Origin of the sequence: Sphingomonas sp. NIC1 (genome assembly GCF_001638925.1) — a bacterium.
In the GTDB taxonomy this organism is placed as follows: domain Bacteria; phylum Pseudomonadota; class Alphaproteobacteria; order Sphingomonadales; family Sphingomonadaceae; genus Sphingomonas; species Sphingomonas aquatilis.
The window spans coordinates 2,952,459-2,975,278 of the sequence record NZ_CP015521.1; the positions used below are offsets into that span (position 1 = coordinate 2,952,459).

At 66.9% G+C, this 22,820-nt stretch carries 22 protein-coding genes; 12 read left to right on the plus strand and 10 right to left on the minus strand.

The genetic code is table 11. The features are described from left to right. Positions 1–86: 86 nt before the first annotated feature. Positions 87–452 (plus strand): hypothetical protein, encoded by a 366-nt coding sequence (locus tag A7E77_RS13900; RefSeq protein ID WP_063688821.1) that lies wholly within the window; start codon positions 87–89, stop codon positions 450–452. A 5-nt stretch (positions 453–457) separates the two neighbouring features. Here A7E77_RS13900 and A7E77_RS13905 read toward each other — a convergent pair whose 3' ends face one another. Next, on the minus strand, positions 458–1,072 hold the full coding sequence (locus tag A7E77_RS13905) for a DUF6975 family protein (protein WP_145957868.1): 615 nt from the start codon (positions 1,070–1,072) through the stop codon (positions 458–460). Between the two features lie 228 nt (positions 1,073–1,300). On the opposite strand from A7E77_RS13905, the gene A7E77_RS13910 reads away from it, so the two are divergent. From A7E77_RS13910 to A7E77_RS13930, 5 genes are all read left to right on the plus strand, one after another. Continuing rightward, complete coding sequence (locus A7E77_RS13910) at positions 1,301–3,547, plus strand: DPP IV N-terminal domain-containing protein (RefSeq protein ID WP_151895489.1); 2,247 nt, start codon at positions 1,301–1,303, stop codon at positions 3,545–3,547. Positions 3,548–3,740: 193 nt separating this feature from the next. Further along, a complete protein-coding gene (locus A7E77_RS13915) occupies positions 3,741–4,457 on the plus strand; it encodes an MgtC/SapB family protein (protein WP_017978599.1) in 717 nt (238 codons plus the stop codon). A gap of 62 nt (positions 4,458–4,519) precedes the next feature. Next, entirely contained in the window at positions 4,520–5,548 is a 1,029-nt protein-coding gene (locus A7E77_RS13920; RefSeq protein WP_063688823.1) for an aspartate-semialdehyde dehydrogenase, read from the plus strand. Positions 5,549–5,580: 32 nt separating this feature from the next. Further along, positions 5,581–5,826 (plus strand): FitA-like ribbon-helix-helix domain-containing protein, encoded by a 246-nt coding sequence (locus A7E77_RS13925; protein ID WP_063688825.1) that lies wholly within the window; start codon positions 5,581–5,583, stop codon positions 5,824–5,826. After that, on the plus strand, positions 5,823–6,230 hold the full coding sequence (locus A7E77_RS13930) for a type II toxin-antitoxin system VapC family toxin (RefSeq protein ID WP_017978602.1): 408 nt from the start codon (positions 5,823–5,825) through the stop codon (positions 6,228–6,230). Before A7E77_RS13925 ends, A7E77_RS13930 begins: the two co-directional genes overlap by 4 nt. Before the next feature lie 15 nt (positions 6,231–6,245). Here the strand turns inward: A7E77_RS13930 and A7E77_RS13935 are convergent, their stop codons facing one another. Next, positions 6,246–6,506 (minus strand): hypothetical protein, encoded by a 261-nt coding sequence (locus tag A7E77_RS13935; protein WP_063688828.1) that lies wholly within the window; start codon positions 6,504–6,506, stop codon positions 6,246–6,248. Between the two features lie 310 nt (positions 6,507–6,816). On the opposite strand from A7E77_RS13935, the gene A7E77_RS13940 reads away from it, so the two are divergent. Together A7E77_RS13940 and A7E77_RS13945 are read left to right on the plus strand one after the other, a co-directional pair. After that, positions 6,817–7,578 (plus strand): alpha/beta fold hydrolase, encoded by a 762-nt coding sequence (locus tag A7E77_RS13940; protein WP_063688831.1) that lies wholly within the window; start codon positions 6,817–6,819, stop codon positions 7,576–7,578. 77 nt (positions 7,579–7,655) lie between these two features. Next, entirely contained in the window at positions 7,656–9,488 is a 1,833-nt protein-coding gene (locus tag A7E77_RS13945) for a M2 family metallopeptidase (RefSeq protein ID WP_063688833.1), read from the plus strand. A 188-nt stretch (positions 9,489–9,676) separates the two neighbouring features. Here A7E77_RS13945 and A7E77_RS13950 read toward each other — a convergent pair whose 3' ends face one another. Continuing rightward, complete coding sequence (locus tag A7E77_RS13950) at positions 9,677–10,156, minus strand: peroxiredoxin (protein WP_063690002.1); 480 nt, start codon at positions 10,154–10,156, stop codon at positions 9,677–9,679. A 102-nt stretch (positions 10,157–10,258) separates the two neighbouring features. Here A7E77_RS13950 and A7E77_RS13955 point away from each other — a divergent pair, with 102 nt between their 5' ends. Together A7E77_RS13955 and ahcY are read left to right on the plus strand one after the other, a co-directional pair. Next, positions 10,259–10,819 (plus strand): YqgE/AlgH family protein, encoded by a 561-nt coding sequence (locus A7E77_RS13955; protein ID WP_017978607.1) that lies wholly within the window; start codon positions 10,259–10,261, stop codon positions 10,817–10,819. Positions 10,820–10,907: 88 nt separating this feature from the next. Next, positions 10,908–12,335 (plus strand): adenosylhomocysteinase, encoded by a 1,428-nt coding sequence (ahcY, locus tag A7E77_RS13960; protein WP_063688836.1) that lies wholly within the window; start codon positions 10,908–10,910, stop codon positions 12,333–12,335. Between the two features lie 420 nt (positions 12,336–12,755). Here ahcY and A7E77_RS13965 read toward each other — a convergent pair whose 3' ends face one another. The 6 genes from A7E77_RS13965 to yaaA form a co-directional block, all read right to left on the minus strand. Continuing rightward, complete coding sequence (locus tag A7E77_RS13965; RefSeq protein ID WP_063688839.1) at positions 12,756–13,337, minus strand: hypothetical protein; 582 nt, start codon at positions 13,335–13,337, stop codon at positions 12,756–12,758. Positions 13,338–13,433: 96 nt separating this feature from the next. Further along, entirely contained in the window at positions 13,434–13,787 is a 354-nt protein-coding gene (locus A7E77_RS13970) for a DUF952 domain-containing protein (protein WP_063688842.1), read from the minus strand. After that, complete coding sequence (gene gyrA / locus A7E77_RS13975) at positions 13,784–16,606, minus strand: DNA gyrase subunit A (protein WP_063688844.1); 2,823 nt, start codon at positions 16,604–16,606, stop codon at positions 13,784–13,786. The genes A7E77_RS13970 and gyrA overlap by 4 nt, the downstream gene beginning before the upstream one ends. A gap of 109 nt (positions 16,607–16,715) precedes the next feature. After that, positions 16,716–17,015 carry a hypothetical protein gene (locus A7E77_RS13980; RefSeq protein ID WP_017978612.1) on the minus strand — a complete coding sequence of 100 codons (300 nt, stop codon included), beginning with the start codon at positions 17,013–17,015 and terminating at the stop codon, positions 16,716–16,718. 240 nt (positions 17,016–17,255) lie between these two features. Then, on the minus strand, positions 17,256–17,957 hold the full coding sequence (locus A7E77_RS13985; RefSeq protein WP_063688847.1) for an SDR family NAD(P)-dependent oxidoreductase: 702 nt from the start codon (positions 17,955–17,957) through the stop codon (positions 17,256–17,258). Next, the gene (gene yaaA / locus A7E77_RS13990) at positions 17,954–18,694 is read right to left on the minus strand and encodes a peroxide stress protein YaaA (RefSeq protein ID WP_063688850.1); all 741 of its coding nucleotides are present in this window, start codon (positions 18,692–18,694) and stop codon (positions 17,954–17,956) included. Before yaaA ends, A7E77_RS13985 begins: the two co-directional genes overlap by 4 nt. Before the next feature lie 165 nt (positions 18,695–18,859). On the opposite strand from yaaA, the gene A7E77_RS13995 reads away from it, so the two are divergent. Next, a complete protein-coding gene (locus A7E77_RS13995) occupies positions 18,860–20,164 on the plus strand; it encodes a hypothetical protein (RefSeq protein WP_063688853.1) in 1,305 nt (434 codons plus the stop codon). Between the two features lie 222 nt (positions 20,165–20,386). Here the strand turns inward: A7E77_RS13995 and A7E77_RS14000 are convergent, their stop codons facing one another. Continuing rightward, positions 20,387–20,854: an Lrp/AsnC family transcriptional regulator gene (locus A7E77_RS14000; protein ID WP_017978616.1), complete on the minus strand. Its 468-nt coding sequence runs from the start codon at positions 20,852–20,854 to the stop codon at positions 20,387–20,389. A gap of 196 nt (positions 20,855–21,050) precedes the next feature. Between A7E77_RS14000 and A7E77_RS14005 the strand changes: the two genes are divergently transcribed. Further along, positions 21,051–22,820: a histidine kinase dimerization/phospho-acceptor domain-containing protein gene (locus A7E77_RS14005; protein WP_226341761.1), complete on the plus strand. Its 1,770-nt coding sequence runs from the start codon at positions 21,051–21,053 to the stop codon at positions 22,818–22,820.

The window sequence follows — 22,820 nt, forward strand, 5'->3', positions numbered from 1 at the left end:
GCGGGGGGAGTGGGGTGTGCGCGCAACCGATTGCTGTGCCTGCCCGCCTGATCCATGATCGACGAGGTGTCAGGGGAGACAATGTGATGATCGCATTTCGTGCGCTGCTGATCGCTGCCTGGACTGCGCTGGCGATCTACACGGGAGTTGTGATCGCCAGGCATGGCATGGACCTGCTCCCGATCTTTTTCGGGGATATCGCACGCATGACGTGGTCCGGCCAGTTCAATGCAGACTTCTCATGCTTCCTGCTGTTGTCCGCACTGTGGACCGCTTGGCGTCATCACTTCACCCCCGTCGGCCTCGGTCTCGCGATCTTGGCGTTCTTCGGCGGCGCCGGATTTCTGCTGCCGTATCTTCTGCTACTCAGCATCCAGACGCGAGGTGACATGACGGCCCTGCTGACGGGCGGTCGTCACGCGGCAACGGGTGGCCGCGGCACAGTCCAATAGCCGCCTTATCCCTCTCGTGCGCTGGCGCGCGCCTCCAGCAGGTCCCAGATCGCGCGGTGTTGCGCGAAGAGTTGCTGCGCGCCGAAGCCGATGGCGCGTTCGGTCGCGGGGGTGCCGCCGAGTGCGTCGATGCTGGCGCCCGTTTCCAGATGCGGCGGGAAGGCGCGAGGGGCCGGCTCCACGCCGAAGCGGAGCGCGGCGGCATCGAGCAGGCGGCGGATCATGCCCCAGTCATGGACGAGCGCGGCGACGGCCCCGGTCGCGCAGCCGCGGCGTTCGGAGGCGCCGAGCGTTTCGAGCGTGTGGCGGCTGGTGGTGAGCGCGGTCTCGCTATCCGCCTGGCCGGGCGTGGAGGGCAGCGGGCCGGCGGCGGCGGCGAGATGGGCGATATAGGCGCGCTCGACGGCGAAGGCATCGGCGATCCGGTCGAGCCAGTCGCAGGCGTCGGGCTGCGCGCACTGGCTGCGTGCGGCGGCGGCGAGGCCGGGGTGGACGCCATGGACCGCACAGAGCGCATGCACCGCGTCGGATACGTCGCGCGCCGAGGCGCGTGGCGAGACGAGGCGGGCGAAATGCGGATGCGCCGCGCTGCCGTCGACGGCCCCCAATCGGGCAACCATGTCCCATGCGCTTGGCGACCAGGCCGTCTGTACGGTGTTCAACATATCACTCCGGGACATTTACTGATGCCGCCCGCCGATCCGGTGCGACACGCCACCCTTGTCGCCCCGTACCTATACCGAACCACGTAAAGACACGGTTGATGCGCCGGTAACCCTGCCGCAATCCCGCTTTACGTCGGCGGATCGTGCCCTAAGAACGGCGGTACGTTGGAGTTGGAGTAGGTGATGCGGACATGGTGGTTGGGGCTGGCGCTGGCATCGGTGGGCGCGATGGCGATAGGCGCTGAGGCGGGCGCGCAGACGGCCGCGGCGCCGCAAGCGGACAAACTGACGCTGGCGCGCGTGTTCGGCAGCCCCGATTTGTCGGGATCGCAGCCGCGCGGCGTACGGCTGTCACCGGACGGCACGCTGCTCACCTTCCTGCGCCCGCGCGCCGACGAAAAGGAGCGCACCGATCTGTGGGCGCGTGACACGCGCACCGGCGCGGAGCGGATGCTGGTCGACAGCAAGAAGGTGGGCACCGGCGCCGAGCTGACCGAGGCGGAGAAGATGCAGCGCGAGCGCGCGCGTATCGGCGGGTCGAAGGGCATCGTCGCCTATGACTTCGCGCCCGATGGCCGTTCGATCCTGGTGCCGCTGGATGGCGACCTGTATCTCGCGACGCTGGACGGCAAGGTCCGCCGGCTGACCGCGACGCCGGGCGGCGAGCTCAACCCGATCATCTCGCCCAAGGGCAATTACGTCAGCTTCGTACGCGACCAGAATCTGTTTGCCCAGCCGCTGAGCGGGGGCGAGGCGCGCGCGCTGACCACCGGTGGCGGTGGCACGGTGCATTTCGGCGAGGCGGAATTCGTCGCGCAGGAGGAAATGGATCGGCGCACCGGCTATTGGTGGTCGCCGGACGAGCGCTATGTGGCGGTCGAGCGGTTCGACGAGGCGCCGGTGCGCGTCTTCACCCGTGCGTCGATCGGCGCGGCGGGGACCAAGACCTACGAACAGCGCTATCCCGCGGCGGGCACGCCCAACGTGCTGGTCGACCTGTATGTGATGCGGCCGGACGGGTCGGGGCAGGTGAAGGTCGATCTGGGCAGCGACCCGGACATCTATCTGGCGCGCGTCGACTGGACGCCCGACGGCAAGACGCTGCTGGTGCAGCGCGAGAGCCGCGACCAGAAGACGCTCGACATGCTCGCCGTCGATCCCACGACGGGCAAGGCGAAGGTGTTATTCACCGAGAAGTCGGGCGCGCGGAGCTGGATCAACCTCAGCGACGATTATCGCGTGCTGAAGGATGGCAGCCTGATCTGGCGGTCGGAGCGGGACGGCTATGGCCACCTGTATCTGCGCAGCCTGGCGGGCAAGTGGACGCAGCTGACCAAGGGGCCGTGGGTCGTGACGGGCCTGGTCGGCGTGGATGAGGCGAAGGGCCGCATCTACTTCACCGGGCTGAAGGACGATGTGCTCGAGCAGCACCTCTATGCGGTCGATATCGCGCGGCCGGACGTGCTGACGCGGCTGACCGAGCGGGGGTGGACGAACAGCGCGTCGATGGACGGCGCGGCGAGCCGCTTCATCATCTCGCGCTCCAATGCGGGGCAGCCGACGCAGGTCTATCTTGCGGACACGAACGGCAAGCGGCTGGAGTGGATCAACGAGAATGCGATCCGGCCGGGGCACCCCTATTACCCCTATCTCGCCAGCCACCAGCCGACGAAGTTCGGGACGATCAAGGCGAAGGACGGCAGCACGCTGTACTGGGAGATGATCACGCCGCCGCTGGTGCCGGGGAAGACATATCCCGTGTTCTTCGAACATTATGGCGGCCCGGGCACCGGCCAGCAGGTGACGCGTGGCTGGCAGGGGGCGCTGCCACAATATCTGGTCAGCCAGGGCTGGGTCTATTTCAAGATCGACAATCGCGGCTCGTACAACCGCGGCAAGGCGTTCGAGGATCAGATCTATCACGCGATGGGCACGGTGGAGGTCGAGGACCAGCTGGCCGGCGCCAATTACCTCAAGTCGCTGCCGTTCGTGGATGGCAACAAGATCGCGACCTATGGCTGGTCGTATGGCGGATACATGTCGCTGAAGATGCTGGAGAAGACGCCGGGCGTTTATGCGGCGGCGGTGTCCGGCGCGCCGGTGACCGACTGGCAGCTGTACGACACGCATTATACCGAACGCTATCTGGGCGATCCGGCCAAGGACCCCAAGAGTTACGCGACGTCGCAGGCGGTCGAGGATTCGCCGAAGATCAAGGACCCGCTGCTGCTGATCCACGGCATGGCGGACGACAACGTCTTCCTCGACAATTCGACCAAGGTCGCCGCGAAGATGCAGGCGACGGCGACGCCGTTCGAGATGATGTTCTACCCGGGCTACACACACCGGGTGGGTGGTCCGATGGTGAGCCAGCATCTGTGGGGGACGATCCTGGAGTTCCTCGACCGGAATGTGAAGAATAAGAAATAGGGTCCTATCATTCCTCCCTCGCTTTAGCGGGGGAGGGGGACCGTTCGCGTAGCGAATGGTGGAGGGGGCGTTTCCGCGAACGCGAGATCTCCGTATCCGCCCCCTCCGTCACCGCTTCGCGGCGCCACCCAACTGGCGGGGAGGACTGGTGGTGACGTGCGTTCGTCACGGTCCGCCGCTAAGGCGCCACCCCATGCACTTCGTCGCCGCCTTCCACCTGTGGCCGTTTCTCGACACGGTCGTCAGCTATCTCACCGCCTTCGTGCTCGGCACCGCGATCGGGGCGGAGCGGCAGTATCGGCAGCGGACTGCGGGGCTGCGGACCAATGCGCTCGTCGCGATCGGGGCTGCGGCGTTCGTCGATCTGGGGCAGCGGCTGGGCGGGGACGTCGAGTCGATCCGGGTGATCGCGTATGTGGTGTCGGGGATCGGCTTCCTCGGCGCGGGCGTGATCATGAAGGAGGGGATGAACGTCCGCGGGCTCAACACCGCGGCGACGCTCTGGTGTTCGGCGGCGGTGGGATCGATCGCGGGGTCGGACATGATCGCCGAGGCGACGCTGCTGACCGGCGTGGTGCTGTTCGCCAACACCGCGCTGCGGCCGCTGGTTGACGCGATCAACCGCATTCCGATCGCCGGCGGCACGGTGGAGGCGACGTATAGCGTGACGATCACCGTGCCGGTCGCTGCGGCGGGGCCGATGGGGGATGTGCTGGTCGGGCATCTCGAGGAGGCGGGACTGCCCGTCGCCGACCTCGACACGCAGGTGCGCGACGACGAGCATGTCGCGCTGGTCGCGACGCTGGTTGGCAGCGGCGTGGTGGATGCGGAGCTCGACGCATTAGTCGAGCATCTGGGCCGCGTACACGGGATCGACCACGCGACGTGGCAGCTGAGCACGCACGATTAGGAAAGTCGGTGGACGTTTCCGCGCAACCGTATTAGGCGGCGCACACTGAACTGGAGGACGTGATGGGTTATCGGGTGGTGGTCGCGGGCGCGACGGGCAATGTCGGGCGCGAGATGGTCAACATCCTCGCCGAACGCGACTTCCCCGCGGACGAGATCGCGGTGCTGGCGTCGAGCCGCAGCCAAGGCGACGAGATCGAGTATGGTGACACCGGTCGCATGCTCAAGGTCCAGAATATCGAATATTTCGATCCGACCGGCTGGGACATGGCGCTGTTCGCGATCGGTAGCGAAGCGACCAAGGTCTATGCGCCCAAGTTCGCCGCCGCCGGCTGCACCGTGATCGACAATTCGTCGCTGTACCGGATGGACCCGGACGTGCCGCTGATCGTGCCGGAAGTGAACGCCGACGCCATCGACGGGTACAAGGCGAAGAACATTATCGCCAACCCCAATTGCTCGACCGCGCAGATGGTCGTCGCTCTGAAGCCGCTGCATGACGCCGCCAAGATCACGCGCGTCGTCGTGGCCACGTACCAGTCGGTGTCGGGCGCGGGCAAGGTCGGCATGGACGAGCTGTTCGAACAGAGCCGCAACATCTTCGTCGGCGATCCTGCTGAGCCGAAGAAGTTCACCAAGCAGATCGCGTTCAACGTGATCCCGCACATCGACAGCTTCCTGGACGACGGATCGACCAAGGAAGAGTGGAAGATGGTGGTCGAGACGAAGAAGATCCTCGATCCCAAGATCAAGGTGACCGCGACCTGCGTGCGCGTGCCGGTGTTCGTCGGCCATTCCGAGGCGCTGAACATCGAGTTCGAAAACGAGATTTCCGCCGAGGATGCCAAGCGTATCCTGCGCGAAGCCCCCGGCATCATGCTGATCGACAAGCATGAGGACGGTGGGTACGCCACCCCGATCGAGGCGGCGGGTGACGACGCGACCTATGTCAGCCGGGTGCGCGAGGACCCGACGGTGGAGAACGGGCTGGCGTTGTGGTGCGTCAGCGACAATTTGCGCAAGGGCGCGGCGCTGAACGCGGTGCAGATCGCGGAACTGCTCGGCCGGCGGCACCTGCAGAAGGGCGGTTGAGCGGCTGATAGCGGAGTGATAGCATCTGTCCCATGGGACAGGTGCTGATCCGCAATCTCGACGACGCGCTGATCGCCGACTTCCGGCGCGTCGCCAAGGCCAATGGTCGATCTTTGGAAGCCGAGTTGCGTGAAGCGCTCGCACAGGCTCGGCCTAAGGTGCGGTTGGATGGCGATGCACTCCGAACGCTGGTCCACAGTCTGTGGGCGATGACTCCACCCGAGGCGGCAGCGGTCGATAGCACCCCGTATATTCGCGAGGCCCGGGACGCGGGATGATCGTTCTCGACGCGAGCGTCGCGATCAAGTTGGTTACGCGCGAACCGGGTGCAGAGGCCGTATTGATCCGGGTAGTCGGGGAGGTGGAGCGGATCGCACCCGACTGGTTCCACGTCGAAGTCGCGAACGCGCTGGCCAAAAAAGTGCGGAATGATGGCCTGTCCGAAGCCGCAGCGGCGGCGGGTCTGACCGCTGCGCCCGACCTGCTGACCGATACGGTCGCTACGCTATCGTTACTCGACGAGGCCTTCGCATTGTCTATGCAGGCAGGTCATGCGGTGTATGACTGCCTGTACCTTGTGCTGGCTGTCAGAACTGATGCGATCGTCTTGACGGCCGATGCCGGCATGGCCCGGGCGGCAAAACGAGTGGGATTGGCCGGGCACGTTGAACTGATCGGTTGACGTCGATCCCCCCCCTCACACCCGCCGGTGCTTGCCGCCGTAATGCTGGCCGACATATTGCCCGATGCGGGCCATTTCGGTGGCGGCGGCGCGGGTGGCTTCCGCGCAGCAGGGCAGGGGATCGCGTTCGGCCTGGGCGGCGCGCATCGCGACGCGTTCGGTGAGTTCCTCGATATCGGCACGGCTGAGCACGTTCTTTTCGCGCAACAGGCACAACAGGCTTTGCAGGATCACGAGGCTCTCGTCGCCCGTGCCGGTCCGATGCAGGTCCATCATCGCTCTCCTTGCTTGTTTTGAAGGGAGAGTATGCCTTTTTTGTTGGGTTGGGAAGCGGGTTGGTGGAGGTTTGGGGATGGCCTTGGATCGCCGTTGTAATTGCTTGCTCGGGCTAGCCTCGTTCCGTCGCCCCAGACTTGATCCGGGGTCCCGCTTGAGGGACGGGCGGGGAATAGCGGGACCCCGGATCAAGTCCGGGGTGACGGTGGGGTGGGGTTCGCTGAAACACTGCCGTTCGACGATCGGTGCTGGACAGGCGCGGGATCGCGAACCACGTGGGGTCACGCTCGCAACCGATGGATGACGACCCTTGGCCCTTTCCCCCACCGATCCGCAGTATTTCGCCAGCTTCGACGGCACCCGCATCGCCTATCGCGAGCTGGGCGAGGGGCGGCCCGTCGTCTTGATACACGGCTATTTCTCCACGGCGGAGGTCAATTGGATCAAATACGGCCATGCCGCCGCGATTGCGGCCAAGGGCTTTCGCGTCATCCTGCCGGACCTGCGCGGCCATGGGTCTTCGGACAAGCCGCATGACCTTGCCGCCTATCCGGCGGATGCGCTGATGCGCGACGGGTTGGCGCTGATCGCGCATCTGGGGCTGACCGATTACGATCTCGGCGGCTATTCGCTGGGGGGGCGGACGACGATGCGGATGCTCGCCAACGGGGCGAGGCCGCGCCGCGCGATCATCGCGGGCATGGGGCTGACCGGAATCGTCAGCACGGCGGGGCGGGGCGGCTATTTCCGGCACGTGCTGACCAACCTCGGCAGCTTCGAGCGCGGGTCGGGCGAGTGGATGACCGAGGCGTTCCTGAAGACGACCGGGGGCGATCCCGTGGCGTTGCTCAACGTGCTCGAGACGTTCGTCGATACGCCGATCGAGGCGGTCGAGGCGATCGACGTGCCGACGTTGATCGTTGCCGGGATCGACGACGACGACAATGGATCGGGCGCGGCGCTGGCCGACGCGCTGCCGCAGGCGATCTTCCGCGAGATTTCCGGCAATCACATGAGCGCCGTCACCAAGCCGGAGCTCGGCCAGGCGATCGCCGACTTCCTGAGCGCCTGACCGCAAGCGCTTGACCAAAAGGGGCGCCCCCGCGCATCGTGTCGGCAACGACAAGAAGTCAGTAGGGGATTGTTTTCATGCGTCTCGTTTCCACCGCCGCGCTCGCCGCGGCGCTGTTTGCCGCGCCCGTCGCGGCGCAGACCGCGCCGGCTGGGCAGGCCGCGCCAGTGAAGCCGACCGCGGCCGAGGCCGACGCTTATGTCGCCGCGGTTGAGAAAGAGGCCGCCGACCTGTCGGTGCCCGCGCAGCAGACCGCCTGGGTCAACGCGACCTATATCACCGACGATACCGATGCGCTGGCGGCGAAATCGGGCGCGGAGCTGACCGAAAAGGCGGTGCAATGGGCGAAGGGCGCGGCGCGCTTCAACGGCGTGACCGGCCTGTCCTATGACACCAAGCGCAAGCTCGATCTGCTGAAGAATGGCGTCGGCCTGCCCGCGCCGACGACTCCGGGCGCGGCGACGGAGCTCGCGACGCTGACGACACGCATGTCGTCGCGCTACGGCAAGGGCAAGGGCACGCTGGACGGCAAGCCGATCAACGGATCGGACATCGAGGCGGCGATGGGGACGACGCGCGATCCCGCCAAGCTGAAGGAGATGTGGGTCAGCTGGAACGACAATGTCGGCGCGCCAATGCGGGCGGATTACACGCGGATGACCGCGATCTCGAATGCGGGCGCAAAGGAACTGGGCTTCGCGGACGTCGGTGCGATGTGGCGGTCCGGCTATGACATGACGCCGCAGCAGTTCGAGGCGCTGACCGACCAGATCTGGAAGGAGGTGGAGCCGCTCTACCTCTCGCTGCACACCTATGTCCGGTGGAAGCTCAACGAAAAGTACGGCGATGCCGTCCAGCCCAAGACCGGGCCGATCCGCAGCGACCTGCTCGGCAATATGTGGGCGCAGGAATGGGGCAATATCTATGATCTCGTCGCGCCCAAGGGGGCGGGCGACCTGGGCTATGACACTGGCGATCTGCTGAAGGCCAGGGGCTATGATCCCGTTCGCATGGTAAAGCAGGGCGAGGCCTTTTACTCGTCGCTCGGCTTCGCGCCATTGCCCGAGACGTTCTGGCAGCGTTCGCAGATCGTGAAGCCGGCCGATCGCGAGGTGATCTGCCATGCGTCGGCGTGGGATATCGACAATATGGACGATATCCGCATCAAGATGTGTACCAAGGTGAACGGCGACGACTTCGTCACGATCCACCATGAGCTGGGCCACAATTACTATCAGCGGGCGTACAAGAACCAGCCGTATCTGTACAAGAACGGCGCCAACGACGGCTTCCACGAGGCGATCGGCGATACGGTCGCGCTGTCGATCACGCCGGATTATCTGGTGAAGATCGGGCTGTTGCAGCCGGCGCAGGTGCCCGCCGCGGACAAGGACATCGGCCTGCTGCTGCGCCAGGCGATGGACAAGGTGGCGTTCCTACCGTTCGGCCTGCTGGTCGACAAGTGGCGCTGGGACGTCTTTTCGGGGAAGATCGCGCCGGGCCAGTATCAGCAGGGCTGGGATGCGCTGCGCCTGAAATATCAGGGCATCGTGCCGCCGGTGGCGCGCGACGAGACGAAGTTCGACGCGGGCGCGAAATACCATATCCCGGGGACAGTGCCCTATGCGCGCTATTTCCTGGCGCGGGTGCTGCAGTTCCAGTTCTACAAGGCGGCGTGCGAGCAGGCGGGCTGGAAGGGGCCGCTGCATCGCTGCTCGTTCTACGGCAACAAGGCGGTCGGCGAGAAGCTGAATGCGATGCTGAGCATGGGCCAGTCGAAACCGTGGCCGGATGCGCTGCAGGTGATGACCGGCACGCGGCAGATGTCGGGCAAGGCGCTGGTCGAGTATTTCGCGCCGCTGAAGACGTGGCTGGACCAGCAGAACAAGGGCAAGCCGCAGGGCTGGTGATGGCGTGAGGGGTTCGGGGCGGTTGCTTCGAATGCTGAGTCACCCCGGACTTGGTCCGGGGTCCACCAAGCCACAAGGGCGAGGCAGGAGGCTTTGGCCGTCCCCCTCGCCGCGGAGTGGACCCCGGACCAAGTCCGGGGTGACGGTGTGGGTGGGGTGAGCGGAGCGGGTCGCCCACCCCCTTCGCATCAGAGCGCGTCGAGCAGGTGTTCGGCGCTGCTGACCTTGAATTCGCCGGGGGCTTCGACGTGGAGTTGCTTCACGACGCCGTCTTCGACCAGCATCGCGTAGCGCTGGCTGCGCAGGCCCATGCCGAACTTGCTGCCGTCCATCGTCAGGCCGACCGCCTTGGCGAAATCGCCGTTGCCGTCGGCGAGCATCGTGATGCCCTCGGCCTCCTGAGACTTGGCCCAGGCGCCCATGACGAAGGCGTCGTTGACCGAGGTGCAGGCGATTTCGTCCACGCCCTTGGCGGCGAGCGCGTCGCGCTTCTCGACGAAGCCGGGCAGGTGGCGGGCGGAGCAGGTCGGCGTGAAGGCGCCGGGCACCGCGAACAGCGCGACGGTACGACCGCGGAAGAAATCGTCGGTGGAGACCTGATCGGGGCCATCGGACGTGACCTTGGTCAGGGTGGCGCTGGGGATCGTATCGCCGACGGTGATCGTCATCATGGGTCTCCGGGTAGAAAGGTTGCGCGCGGGACCGTCGGCCACATCGCCGCCGATTTCAAGCATGGCGCCGGCCGGCGGGACGGTTATGGTGGCAAGGTTATGGAAGGTCCCGTTTATCTGTCCGGCCAATTCCTGCTCGCGATGCCGGGCATGGCCGATCCGAGTTTCGACCATGCGGTGATCGCGATGTGCGCGCATGACGCGGGCGGCGCGCTGGGCGTGGGGCTCGGCGCGACGATCGATGGGCTGACGCTGCACGACCTGCTCGACCAGTTCGAGATCGCGCATGGCGCCGCGCCGCCCGCCCCGGTGCATTTCGGTGGGCCGGTGGAGCCGCGCCGCGGCTTCGTACTGCATGCGCTGGATTGGGCGGGACAGGACACGGTCGAGGTAGCCGGGCGATGGGCGCTGTCGGGCACGATCGACGTGCTGCGTGCAATCGCCGACGGGACGGGGCCGTCGCGCTACGTCGCCGCGCTGGGCTATGCGGGTTGGTCGGCCGGGCAGCTCGACGCGGAGCTGTCGCAGCCGGGGTGGTTTCATGTCGCGGGCGACGATGCGCTGCTGTTTGACACGCCCGCGCCGCAGCGGTGGAGCAGCGCCTTCGCCAAGGCGGGGATCGACCCGCGACTGCTGGTGGTGGGCACGGGAACCGCCTGACGCGAGATATAAAGATATCTTTATATTTGATCTGTAGGGGCGGAGCGGCTAGGGGCAACCCATCCATACCTCTTCAGGAGCATGCCACGTGGCTACTGCGCTCGCGCCCAACGGCACGAACACCGATTACGTCATCAAGGACATCGGCCTCGCCGATTTCGGCCGCGCCGAAATCAAGATCGCCGAGACCGAGATGCCCGGCCTGATGGCGCTGCGCGACGAATTCGGCGCTGCCCAGCCGCTGAAGGGCGCGCGCATCACCGGCTCGCTGCACATGACGATCCAGACCGCCGTGCTGATCGAGACGCTGACCGCGCTCGGCGCCGACGTCCGCTGGGCGACCTGCAACATCTTCTCGACGCAGGACCATGCCGCTGCCGCGATCGCCGCGACGGGCGTGCCGGTGTTCGCGGTCAAGGGCGAAAGCCTGGCCGAATATTGGGACTATGTCGGCGACATCTTCACCTGGGACGGCGACGTCGAGGGCCAGACCGCCAACATCATCCTGGACGACGGCGGCGACGCCACCATGTTCGCACTGTGGGGCGCGAAGCTGGAAGCAGGTGCGACCTTCGCCGAGCCGGAGAATGAGGAAGAGGTCGAGTTCCAGCGTTCGGTCAAGGCGTTCATCGCCAAGAAGCCGGGCTATCTGACCGAGACCGTCAAGAACCTGAAGGGCGTGTCGGAAGAGACGACGACCGGCGTTCACCGCCTGTACGAGATCGCGAAGAAGGGCGAGCTGCCCTTCCCGGCGATCAACGTCAACGACTCGGTCACCAAGTCGAAGTTCGACAATCTGTACGGCTGCAAGGAGTCGCTGGTCGACGCGATCCGTCGCGCCACCGACGTCATGCTGGCGGGCAAGGTCGCCGCGGTCGCCGGTTTCGGCGACGTGGGCAAGGGCTCGGCCCAGTCGCTCCGCAACGGTGGCGCGCGCGTGCTCGTGACCGAAATCGACCCGATCTGCGCACTGCAGGCGGCGATGGAAGGCTTCGAGGTCGTGACCATGGATGAGGCCGTCAAGCGCGCCGACATCTTCGTCACCGCGACCGGCAACGCCGACGTCATCACCGCCGATCACATGAAGGCGATGAAGCCCATGTCGATCGTCTGCAACATCGGTCACTTCGACAGCGAGATCCAGATCGCGGCGCTGTCCAACTACAAGTGGACCGAAGTGAAGCCCGGCACCGATCTGGTCGAGTTCCCGGACGGCAAGCAGATCATCGTGCTGGCCAAGGGCCGCCTGGTGAACCTGGGCTGCGCGACCGGCCACCCGTCCTTCGTGATGTCGGCCTCGTTCACCAACCAGACGCTCGCCCAGATCGAGCTGTGGACCAAGGGTGAGAACTACAAGAACGAAGTCTATGTCCTGCCCAAGCACCTCGACGAGAAGGTCGCCGCGCTCCACCTCGAAAAGCTGGGCGTCCAGCTGTCGAAGCTGAGCGAGAAGCAGGCGGCGTACATCGGCGTGCCGGTGGAAGGCCCGTTCAAGCCGGATCATTACCGCTACTGATCCGGACGGCGCCCAGTATCGGGTGCTGCGGATACGAGGAGGGGCGACACCGCGAGGTGCCGCCCCTTTTTTGTTGGTCTGGTATGTCCCCGCCGTCACCCGTGTGTAGGCTGGCGCTTGCAGCGGCTCGTGCAATGCCCCTTAACGGGGAGATCCCGACCTTCGCTGGGAATACGCGTAATTCCTCCCCCGCCAGGGGGAGGTGGCGCCGCCGGAGGCGGTGACGGAGGGGGCGGACACGGGAGGGTTTCCAAACAGAACGCTACCCTGACCTCCCCCTCCGTCATGCCTGCGGCATGCCACCTCCCCCTGGCGGGGGAGGATTTTTCATCTCGCTGGATGTCGATCGGCCTGCGGGGGCAAGGAATAGTCCGCGGGGTGGCGTCGGACCGATGGGGGCGGTGGCCCGCCCCCATAAGCTTACTTCGGCGCGGCGCTGGTGGCGGCGCCGGTTGCCGAGGCGGCGGTGGCGGCGGCGAGCTGGGCGGCGGTGATGCCGACGATCACCTTGCCGCTGGCGTCGGCGCTGAAGCCGTTGATCGGCAGCTTCACCTCACCCTTGGCGGTATTGAGCGTCACGAATTCGGCGTCGGCCGACTTGATCGTGCCGAGCGCCGCGCCACCGAGGCCGGTCACGGCGGTGCCGGGGACCAGCTTTGCCTTCACCGCGGCCTGCGCCTGCGCCTGCGAGCTGGCGATCGCCGCGTCGAGCTGCGCCTTGGTCATCGCCATGGCGAAGCCCTTGTCGGTCTTGCCGATCGAGGCCGGCGGCACGGGCACCTGCGCGGTGCCGGTGTTGAGGACGATCGCCTGCGGCGTGACGCTGGCGACGGTGCCCAGCGAGACGCCCGCGCTGTCATAGATCGTGGCGCCGACCGTCGGGGTGGTCGCGGTCGCGCTGGCACCGGCCTGCGCGCTCGCGCCGGCGGCCGGGGCCTGTTGTGCCACAGCCGCGGCGGGCATCAGCATCAGGGTGCCGATCGTCAGGGCCAAGGTACGCATCGAGTGTCTCCATTGTTGCTCGTTGTGACAAAGTAACGATGGGATTTCGGATGCGGTTCCGCCCGTTTTTGGCGGCGAGGCGAGTGTCCTTTCAGATCAACCGGTTATGGGCAGACGGACCGTCCCGTCTTCGGCACGCTTCAGCGGACCGTAGCCCAGCACGGCCTCCAGCGGCAGCGGGCCGTAGAGGTGCGGGAACAGCTGGCCGCCGCGGGATTCCTCCCACTTCAGCGACGCGCCGAAGCTGCCGAGGTCGACCGCGGCGACGTGCAGGTCGCTTTGCCCGGCGAAATGCTTGTCGACCGTCTCGGTCAGCTGCGCAGCGGTCGACATGTGGATGTAGCCATCCGCCAGGTCGACCGGCGCGCCGGCGAAGCTGCCGTCGCGTTCCAGCGCGGCCATCTGCTCCGCGGTCAGCACCTTATAGGCGACGAGGGGGAGGGCGCTCATGCGTCCTCCTCGCCATCGTCGCTCTCGTCGACACGTTCGTCCATCGTCGCCGGGCCGGTGCCGTCGTCGACGACCAAGGTGTCATCGGTGGGGGCTGCGGGGGCATCGCCGATCTCGTCGGCGACGATCGCCTCCGCCTCGTTCTCGGGCTCTTCCTCCTCGTCGATCCGCGCGGCGGAGACGACATGCTCGTCCTTCGCCACGCTGAACAGCGTCACGCCCTGCGTGTTGCGGCCCGTGACGCGGACGTCGCCGACCGACATGCGAATGAGCTTCGCCTGATCGGTCACCAGCATGAGCTGCTCGCCCGAATGCGCGGGGAAGCTGGCGACGACGGGGCCGTTGCGGCCCGCCGACACGATGTTGGTGATGCCCTGGCCGCCACGGTTGGTGCGGCGATATTCAAACGCCGAGGTGCGCTTGCCATAGCCGTTCTGGGTGACGGTGAGGATGAACTCCTCCGCCGCTTCGAACTCGGCCATGCGTTCGGGACTGAGCGACATCTCGCGCTCGCCTTCCTTCCAGGGGGCGGCCTTCAGATAGGCCTCGCGCTCCTCGGTCGTCGCCGCGAAGCCGCGCAAGATCGACAGGCTGATGACCGCGTCGCCCTCGGCGAGGCTGACGCCGCGGACGCCGGTGGAGGTGCGGCTCTGGAATTCGCGCACGTCGGTGGCGGCGAAGCGGATCGCCTTGCCCGCCTTGGTGGCGAGCAGGACGTCGTCGCTTTCGGTGAGCACGGCGACGCCGATCAGCCGGTCCTCGCTGCCCTCATCGAAGCGCATGGCGAGCTTGCCGTTCGAGGGGATGTTGGCGAAGGCGTCCATCGCGTTGCGGCGGACGGTGCCGTTGGCGGTCGCGAACATGACGTGCAGATCGCCCCAGCGGCCCTCGTCCTCGGGCAGCGGCAGGACGGTGGAGATCGTCTCGCCCGGCGCCAGTGGCAGCAGGTTGATCATCGGGCGGCCGCGGGTCGCCGGCCCGCCTTCGGGCAGGCGCCACACCTTCATGCGATACACCTTGCCGGCGGTCGAGAAGAACAGCACCGGCGTGTGCGTGCTGGTCACGAACAGGTTGGTGATCGCATCCTCGTCCTTCGTCGCCATGCCGGCGCGGCCCTTGCCGCCGCGCTTCTGCGCGCGGAAGGCGTCGAGGGGGGTGCGCTTGATATAGCCCTGCACGGTGACGGTGACGACCATCTCCTCGCGCTCGATCAGGTCCTCGTCGTCGATGCCGTCGGCGGCGGCAGCGATCTCGGTGCGGCGCGGGGTCGCGAAGATCGAGCGAACGTCGACCAGCTCCTCGCGCATCACCTCGTACAGGCGGGCGCGGTTGCCGAGGATTTCGAGCAGCGCGGCGATCGATTCGGCGAGGCCCTTCAGCTCGTCGCCGATTTCGTCGCGGCCGAGTGCGGTCAGGCGGTGGAGGCGCAGGTCGAGGATCGCGCGGACCTGCGTGTCGCTGAGCTTGTAGCCGTCGCCGACCTGCTCGCCTTCGACCGCCTCGACGAGGCTGAGGTAGGGCGCGATCTCGGCGATCGGCCATTCGCGCGCGAGCAAGGCGGCACGCGCCTCGGCGGGGCTGGACGAGCCACGGATGATGCGGACGACCTCATCGAGATTCGTGACCGCGATGACCAGGCCGAGCAGGATATGGGCGCGGTCGCGCGCCTTGTTCAGCTCGAACTTCGAGCGGCGGGTGATGACCTGTTCGCGGAACTGGACGAACGCCTGGATGATGTCCTTGAGGTTCAGCGTTTCCGGCCGGCCGCCGCGGATCGCGAGCATGTTGGCGGGGAAGGACCCTTGCGCCGGCGTATGGCGCCAGAGCTGGTTGAGGACGACTTCGGGGGTCGCATCGCGCTTCAAGTCGATGACGATGCGCACGCCTTCGCGGTTCGATTCGTCGCGGATGTCGCTGACGCCCTCGATCCGCTTGTCCTTCGCCGCCTCGGCGATCTTTTCGACGAGCGCATTCTTGCCCTGCTGGAACGGGATGGCGGTGAGGACGATCGAGCGGCGGTCGCCGCGGCCTTCCTCGATCACGTGGCGCGAGCGGACGATGATCGAGCCGCGGCCGGTGTGATAGGCCGAACGCGCGCCCGCCTTGCCGAGGATGATCGCGCCGGTGGGGAAGTCGGGGCCGGGAACGATCTCGATCAGCTCGTCGATGCTGATCGATTCGCCGGCCATCGTCTTATCGATATAGGCGAGGCAGGCATCGACGACTTCGCCGAGGTTGTGCGGCGGGATGTTGGTCGCCATGCCGACCGCGATGCCGCCGGCGCCGTTGACCAGCAGGTTGGGGAAGCGCGCCGGCAGGACCTGTGGCTCGCGTTCCGACGCGTCGTAGTTGGGCTGGAAATCAACGGTATCCTTGTCGAGATCCTCCATCAGGTAATTGGCGGCGCGGGCGAGACGCGCTTCGGTGTAGCGCATCGCGGCGGGCGGATCGGGGTCCATCGAGCCGAAGTTGCCCTGGCCGTCGATCAGCGGCAGCCGCATCGACCAGTCCTGCGTCATGCGCGCCAAGGCGTCGTAGATCGCAGTGTCGCCGTGCGGGTGATATTTACCGATCACGTCACCGACGATGCGGGCGGATTTGCGGTAGGGCCGGTTGAAGAAGAAGCCGCTTTCCTGTGCGGAGAACAGGATGCGGCGGTGGACCGGCTTCAGGCCGTCGCGCACGTCGGGCAGCGCGCGGGCGACGATGACGCTCATCGCATAGTCGAGATAGCTCGACTTCATCTCGTCGACGATCGAGATCGTCGAAATGCCCTCGGGATGGGCGGGGGGTTCGGCGAGGGTGGTCTCGTCGGCCAAGGTGTGACGCTTTCGGATTGTTACAGATGTATGGCCCCGGTTTAGGGGCATCCGTACCGAAAGTCACGCGCGCGTACGCACACGCGTACGCGCGCGGGCCTATAGAGCGTTACTTCTTGCAGGCGGCCTTGTTGGCGTTGCCGGCCTTGCTGCAATTGTAGGTGATCGTCTTGCCGGTGCTGGTCTTGGTGGTGACCATGCGGCCATTGGCGGCGACGGCGGTCTTGGTCGTCGTCCGGGTGGCGACGGTGGGCTTGCCGACCGCGGGCTTGGTGGTGGTGGTCGTCTTACTGGTGGCGACCGTCTTGGCCTGGGTCTTGGCCTGCATCTGCGCGCCGGTGGCCATCGCCGCGGAGCCGCAGCAGAGCGAGGCGGTCGCAAGCAGGACGAAGGGCAGGGACGTCTTCATGGGGTTCCTCTCCACCTTGAACGGACGCAACGGGATGGCGTCGTGATGCAGGGGATGCGCCCCGTGGAATAACAACGGGATGGCCGCATCATGACGTTTTTGTCATGTGGGAGTGGGGGCACCTTGCGGTTCGTCACCCCGGACTTGATCCGGGGTCCCGCTTTTGTTGGGCGTAGTAGAAGAAGGAGCGGGACCCCGGATCAAGTCCGGGGTGACGGTGAGTGGTGGGGCGGCTCCCCGTTAGGGAGCGATTTCCTTGCCTTCGAAGTCGAACAGGCGGCCGGTGTCGGGCGCCTTCAGGCCGTCGATCACGTCGAGCAGTTGCGAGGCGGCGCGGTCGGGAGTGAAGAGCGTGCCGGGGCGGACGTTGGCCTGGAAGGGTTTGGACAAAGCGGTGTCGACCGTGCCGGGGTGGAGGCCGACGATGATGCTGCGATCGTTGCGGCGCTTGTCCTCGATACTGAGCGTACGGACGAGCTGGTTCGCCGCCGCCTTCGCCATGCGATAGCCATACCAGCCGCCGAGACGGTTGTCGGAGATACTGCCGATCCGCGCCGAGAGGATCGCGAAGACGCTGCGGCCCTGTTTCGGCATGATCGGCAGGATATGCTTGGCGATCAGCGCCGGACCGATGGCGTTGACGCGCAGATTGGCGGCAAGCCAGTCGGGATCGAGCTCGCGATAGCTCTTTTCGGGCAGGCGGTCGCCCTGATGCAGCAGGCCGGTGGCGACGATCACCAGCACCGGCGCGGGACCGGCGGCGATGCGCGCGGCGGCGGCGGCGATGCTGGCTTCGTCCTCGATATCGATCGGATCGCTGCCGGAGCGCGAGAGCGCGTGGACGACGTCATACGCCCCCTCGTCGCGCAAGGCCTCGACCAGCGCGGCGCCGATGCCGCCGCTGGCGCCGATGACGACGGCGCTGGTGCCCTTTGCGCTCATCGGACGAAGCGCCACTGATCGTCGGTGCTGGCCGCCGCATCGAAGGCATAGCCGTCGCTGTCGAAGCCCCGCATCGCGTCGATATCGGTGACGCGATGTTCGATCATCCAGCGCGCCATCAGTCCGCGCGCCTTCTTGGCGTGGAAGCTGACGAAGCGGTCGCCTTCGCGGAAATCGACCGCGACGACGCGGATGCCGGCGGGCAGCCGCCCGGCCACCGCCGCCCAATATTCCTGGCTGGCGAGGTTGAGGACGACGCCGGTCTCTTCCGCCGCCACGTCCTCGGCCAGCGCCTGGGCGATGCGGTCGCCCCACCAGTCGGTCAGCTTGGGCTTCCGCGGTGCCCAGCGGGTGCCCATTTCCAGCCGGTAGGGGCGCATTGCGTCGAGCGGGCGCAGCAGGCCGTACAGGCCCGACAGCAGGCGCAGATGGTCTTGCGCGAACGTCACCGCTTCCGGCTCCAGCGTCTGCGCGTCGAGGCCGGTGTAGACGTCGCCGGCGAAGGCGAACATCGCCGGCCGCTCGGGCGCCTCGGGGAAGTCGCGAAAACGGTCGGCGTTGAGCTTCGCCAGCGCGGGCGAGATCTTCATCAATTCCGACAGGCGTTTCTGCGTCAGGTGCGACGCCGCGGCGGCGAGCGTGGCCGCTTCGGAATCAAAGCGGGGCCGCGTGGAACCCAAATCGGGCAGCGGCGTCTCGTAATCGAGGGTCTTGGCGGGGGAAAGCACGGCGATCATGCTGGTCCGGTACTGCGCCTTCGGCCACCGTTCAATTCCCGTTCACGGGCTTCAAGCCACTGCGGGATCAGTCCCCAGCGTCGCTTGTACCCGCTGCGGCGGCCGGTTACAGGCCGCGCGTACGTTAGCGGCAGCGATGCCCCAATTGTCGGAGAGAGAGTTAGCATGAAGACCCTTTCGAAGCTCGCGCTGGCCGCGGTGCTCGCTACCGGTGTGAGTGGCTTCGCGTTCGTCGCCCCGGCGATGGCCAAGAAGGAAGAGCAGCAGGCGCCGGGCTTCAAGCTCAGCAAGCCGGTGCAGGCGATCGCCTACAATGCGCAGCAGGCCGTGAAGGCGAAGGACGTCGCGACGGCCGAGCCGTTGGTCGCGCAGATCGAGGCGGCCGCCACCACCGACGACGACAAATATGTGGCTGCGGCGCTGCGCTACGACCTGGAAAACACCAAGCTGGTGCTGGCGCAGCAGGCGAACCCGAATGCGCCGCTGAACGAGACCGCGCTGGCCAAGCCGCTCGACGCGCTGATCGCCGCCGCCAATACGCCGGCGGCCGATCGCGGCAAGTATCTGTTCCGCCGCGGCCAGCTCGCGTTCAACGGCGGCCAGTATGCGGTCGCCTCGCAATATTTCACCAAGGCGAAGGAAGCGGGCTTCAACAGCCCCGATTTCGATCTGCAGCTCGCCAAGGTGAAGGTGCAGGCGGGTGACGTCGCGGGCGGCCTGGCCGACCTCGACCGCTATATCACCGCGCAGAAGGCGGCGGGTCAGGCCGTGCCGGAATCCTATTATCGCTTTGCGATCGCGACCGCGAACAATAAGAAGATGGCGCCGGAGACGCTGGCGTGGATGCAGAAGTACGCCGCCGCCTTCCCGAATGCGAAGACGTGGCGCGACGTGATCCTGCAATATGCCTTCGCGCAGAACAGCATCGCGACGCCGGACAAGGCGCAGACGCTGGATCTGTACCGCCTGCTGCGCGCGGCTGGCGCGATGCCGGACCAGTCGAGCTATGAAGATTATGCCCGCATGGTCAGCGACCGCGGCAATCCGTACGAAGCGGCTGCCGTGCTGAAGGAAGGCTTGGCATCGGGCAAGATCCCGGCGAGCAGCACCTATGCCAAGAGCCAGCTGGCCGCGGCGAACACCGCGATCCAGCGCGACGGTTCGCTGGCGTCGAGCGAGAAGACCGCGCTGGCATCGAAGGACGGCAAGATCGCCTCGGCGACCGCCGATGCCTATCTGGGCCAGAACAACTACGCCAAGGCGGCAGAGCTGTACCGTGCGGCGCTGTCGAAGGGCGGCGTCGATGCGAACGAGGTGAACACGCGCCTCGGCATCGCGCTCGCCAAGTCGGGCGACAAGGCCGGCGCACAGGCGGCCTTCGGTGCGGTGACGGGTCAGCCCCGCGCGGGCATCGCGGCGCTGTGGAACACCTGGACGCAGGTCGGTTCGGCGCCCGCTCCGGCGGCGTGATCGCGGCGATGATGGAATGAGAGGGGGCGGTCCGGCGACGGGCCGCCCTTTTTCGTTGCGGGTGGTGGCGGTGACTGTCGCCTTCGCTTCAAGAATTTCGTCACCCCAGCGCGGACCAGGCCTCTCGCGGCGCCTGGTTCGTGCGCCAACGGGGAGACCCCAGCCTGCACTAGGATGACGGATCGGGAGGGTGCGGGGCGTCACCCCCTCATCGCGGGAGGATCAGTCGACCGAGACGGGGATGCCCGAGGTCGATTTGGCGGTGCGGATCGTGAGCGAGGTCTTGACGCTGGCGACATTGGGTGCCGGCGTCAGATGGGTGGTCAGGATTTCCTGGAAGCTCTTGAGATCGCTGGCGACAATCTTCAAGATGAAGTCGATTTCGCCGTTGAGCATGTGGCATTCGCGCACTTCGGGAATGTCGGCGACATGCGTTTCGAAGGCGGCGAGGTCGTGCTCCGCCTGGCTGCGCAGCGAGACCATCGCGAAGACGGTAATCGGGAAGCCGAGGCTGGCGGGATCGAGATCGGCGTGATAGCCGCGGATCACACCCGCTTCCTCCAGCGCGCGCACGCGGCGCAGGCAGGGCGGCGCGGTGAGGCCGACGCGTTCGGCGAGCTCGACGTTGGTCATGCGCCCATCCTGTTGCAGATGAGCGAGGATTTGACGATCGATCCGATCGAACGACATTGCGTGAGCCACTCCTAAGACGCGCCGAACGATATCGGCGATTTCCTCTAAGCATAAGAAAATTGCGGCGCAACGCAATTGTCCCACTTTGCGACGGCCTGCGGACAGTCGGAAAATCACCTGTTTCCCCTGCGACTCCGGCTCGTTAAGGAATCGGTGTTGCGCTCCGCTGGCGCAACGCCTTCCGGGAGTGAGCGTGCGCTTCGACGACAGCCTCAAGACGGTGCTTTCCGCCGACATGGACAGCGGCTTCGGCGCGCAGTCGGCGTGGCGGCAACTCGTCGACCTGATGGGGCGCGGACGGATCGCGGCGGACGAGCCGGGCCTGGCGCGGCTTCGGATGCTGCGGCAGGCGGTGCCGTTGCAGGTGCGGTCTGCCAGTGCGCGCGCGCTCGCCTTTGCGACGCCACCCGCGCCGCTCGTCGGGCTGTTCGCGGAGGATGCCTTTGCGGTCGCGGCGCCTTTGCTGCGCACGGTGACGCTGGATGCGGATACGTGGATTGCACTGCTGCCGCGCCTGTCGCCGCAGGGGCGGGCGTTGCTGCGCCATCGGCGGGACCTGCCCGCTGCGGTGGAGAGGGCGCTCGAGAGCTTCGGATGGGTAGATTTCGTTTTGCCCGATGCGGCGGCCGATGTCGCGCCGATGCCGGTCGCGTCGGATGTGGGGCCCGCTGAGGTAGAGCCGGCGGTCGCGCCGACGCCCGTGGTGGACGCGTCGGAGCCCGAGCCTGTTGTAATTGCGCCGCTCCCTACGCCGGTCGCAGTCGAGCCGATCGTTGTCGCTCCCCGCGTGGTTGCGATGCCGACGGTCGCCGTCGCGCCCCCGGAGCCGCGGCCAATCGCGGCCGGCGGGTTTCAGATCGCCGATGTCGTCGCGCGTATCGATGCCTTCCAGCGCCAGCGCGAACCGCTCGCGGCGCCCGCCGAGGCGGTGGAGCAGGCGCCTGCCACTTGCTTCCGCTTCGATACCGACAGTGCCGGCGTGATCTGCGCGGTGGACGGCGTGACGCGGGGGCCGCTGATCGGCGTGTCGCTGGCGGTGGGCGCGCCGCAGGGCGTGGTCCGCATCGATGCCGGCATCAACGGCGCGTTCCGCCAGCGGCAGCGCTTCGCCGACGTGCGGCTCGACGTCGGAGGATCGTCGGACGCGGGCGGCGCATGGCGGGTGACGGGCGAGCCGCAATTCGATGCCGCGACGGGCCGCTTCACCGGCTACGCAGCGATCGCCCGCCGGCCGCGCAGCGACGAGGATGCGGGACGGCCTGTGCAGGGTAGCGGCGCGTCCGATTCGCTGCGCCAGCTGGTGCATGAATTGCGGACGCCGACCAACGCGATTTCGGGCTTTGCAGAGCTGATCGAGGCGCAGCTGCTGGGGCCGGTATCGCCCGTCTATCGCGATCACGCAGCGACGATCCGCCGCCATGCCGACGGCCTGATCGCGGCGATCGAGGATCTGGATACCGCGGCCCGGATCGAAGGCCGTGCGCTGGAGCTGCGCCCGCGGGCCGTCGCGATCGAGCCGCTGCTTGAACGGATCGCGGCCGATCTGGCGCCGCTGGCCGCGCTGCGCGGGACGGCGCTCGACATCCATCCGATGGGCGATCATGCCGCGCTGGCCGACGATCGGGCGATGGAGCGGCTGCTGTCGCGCTTGCTCGCCACCTTGACCTCCGCTGCCGTTGCCGGGGAACGGATCGATATCGCCGAAGCGCCGGCGCCGGCGGGGCAGGTGGCCCTGTGCTTCGCGCGCCCGCAGGCGCTGGGCACCGGCGGTGAAGACGCGTTGCTCAGCATCGACGCCGACGCCGGCGAGGAGGGCGCGCCGCTGCTGGGCGCGGGCTTCGCGCTGCGGCTGGCGCGCAACCTGGCGAGCGAGATGGGCGGCGCGTTGATCTTCGGCGACCATCTGTTGACACTGCGCCTGCCTGCCGCCGTACAAGAGGGGATGGAGCAGGCGGCCAACTGA

Excerpts from the sequence above, each read along its gene's own strand:
- A7E77_RS13900 (WP_063688821.1), top strand. The coding sequence starts at position 87 with ATGATCGCATTTCGTGCGCTGCTGATCGCTGCCTGGACTGCGCTGGCG.
- A7E77_RS13905 (WP_145957868.1), bottom strand. The coding sequence starts at position 1,072 with ATGGTTGCCCGATTGGGGGCCGTCGACGGCAGCGCGGCGCATCCGCAT.
- A7E77_RS13910 (WP_151895489.1), top strand. The coding sequence starts at position 1,301 with ATGCGGACATGGTGGTTGGGGCTGGCGCTGGCATCGGTGGGCGCGATG.
- A7E77_RS13915 (WP_017978599.1), top strand. The coding sequence starts at position 3,741 with ATGCACTTCGTCGCCGCCTTCCACCTGTGGCCGTTTCTCGACACGGTC.
- A7E77_RS13920 (WP_063688823.1), top strand. The coding sequence starts at position 4,520 with ATGGGTTATCGGGTGGTGGTCGCGGGCGCGACGGGCAATGTCGGGCGC.
- A7E77_RS13925 (WP_063688825.1), top strand. The coding sequence starts at position 5,581 with ATGGGACAGGTGCTGATCCGCAATCTCGACGACGCGCTGATCGCCGAC.
- A7E77_RS13930 (WP_017978602.1), top strand. The coding sequence starts at position 5,823 with ATGATCGTTCTCGACGCGAGCGTCGCGATCAAGTTGGTTACGCGCGAA.
- A7E77_RS13935 (WP_063688828.1), bottom strand. The coding sequence starts at position 6,506 with ATGATGGACCTGCATCGGACCGGCACGGGCGACGAGAGCCTCGTGATC.
- A7E77_RS13945 (WP_063688833.1), top strand. The coding sequence starts at position 7,656 with ATGCGTCTCGTTTCCACCGCCGCGCTCGCCGCGGCGCTGTTTGCCGCG.
- A7E77_RS13950 (WP_063690002.1), bottom strand. The coding sequence starts at position 10,156 with ATGACGATCACCGTCGGCGATACGATCCCCAGCGCCACCCTGACCAAG.
- A7E77_RS13955 (WP_017978607.1), top strand. The coding sequence starts at position 10,259 with ATGGAAGGTCCCGTTTATCTGTCCGGCCAATTCCTGCTCGCGATGCCG.
- A7E77_RS13965 (WP_063688839.1), bottom strand. The coding sequence starts at position 13,337 with ATGCGTACCTTGGCCCTGACGATCGGCACCCTGATGCTGATGCCCGCC.
- A7E77_RS13970 (WP_063688842.1), bottom strand. The coding sequence starts at position 13,787 with ATGAGCGCCCTCCCCCTCGTCGCCTATAAGGTGCTGACCGCGGAGCAG.
- A7E77_RS13980 (WP_017978612.1), bottom strand. The coding sequence starts at position 17,015 with ATGAAGACGTCCCTGCCCTTCGTCCTGCTTGCGACCGCCTCGCTCTGC.
- A7E77_RS13985 (WP_063688847.1), bottom strand. The coding sequence starts at position 17,957 with ATGAGCGCAAAGGGCACCAGCGCCGTCGTCATCGGCGCCAGCGGCGGC.
- yaaA (WP_063688850.1), bottom strand. The coding sequence starts at position 18,694 with ATGATCGCCGTGCTTTCCCCCGCCAAGACCCTCGATTACGAGACGCCG.
- A7E77_RS13995 (WP_063688853.1), top strand. The coding sequence starts at position 18,860 with ATGAAGACCCTTTCGAAGCTCGCGCTGGCCGCGGTGCTCGCTACCGGT.
- A7E77_RS14000 (WP_017978616.1), bottom strand. The coding sequence starts at position 20,854 with ATGTCGTTCGATCGGATCGATCGTCAAATCCTCGCTCATCTGCAACAG.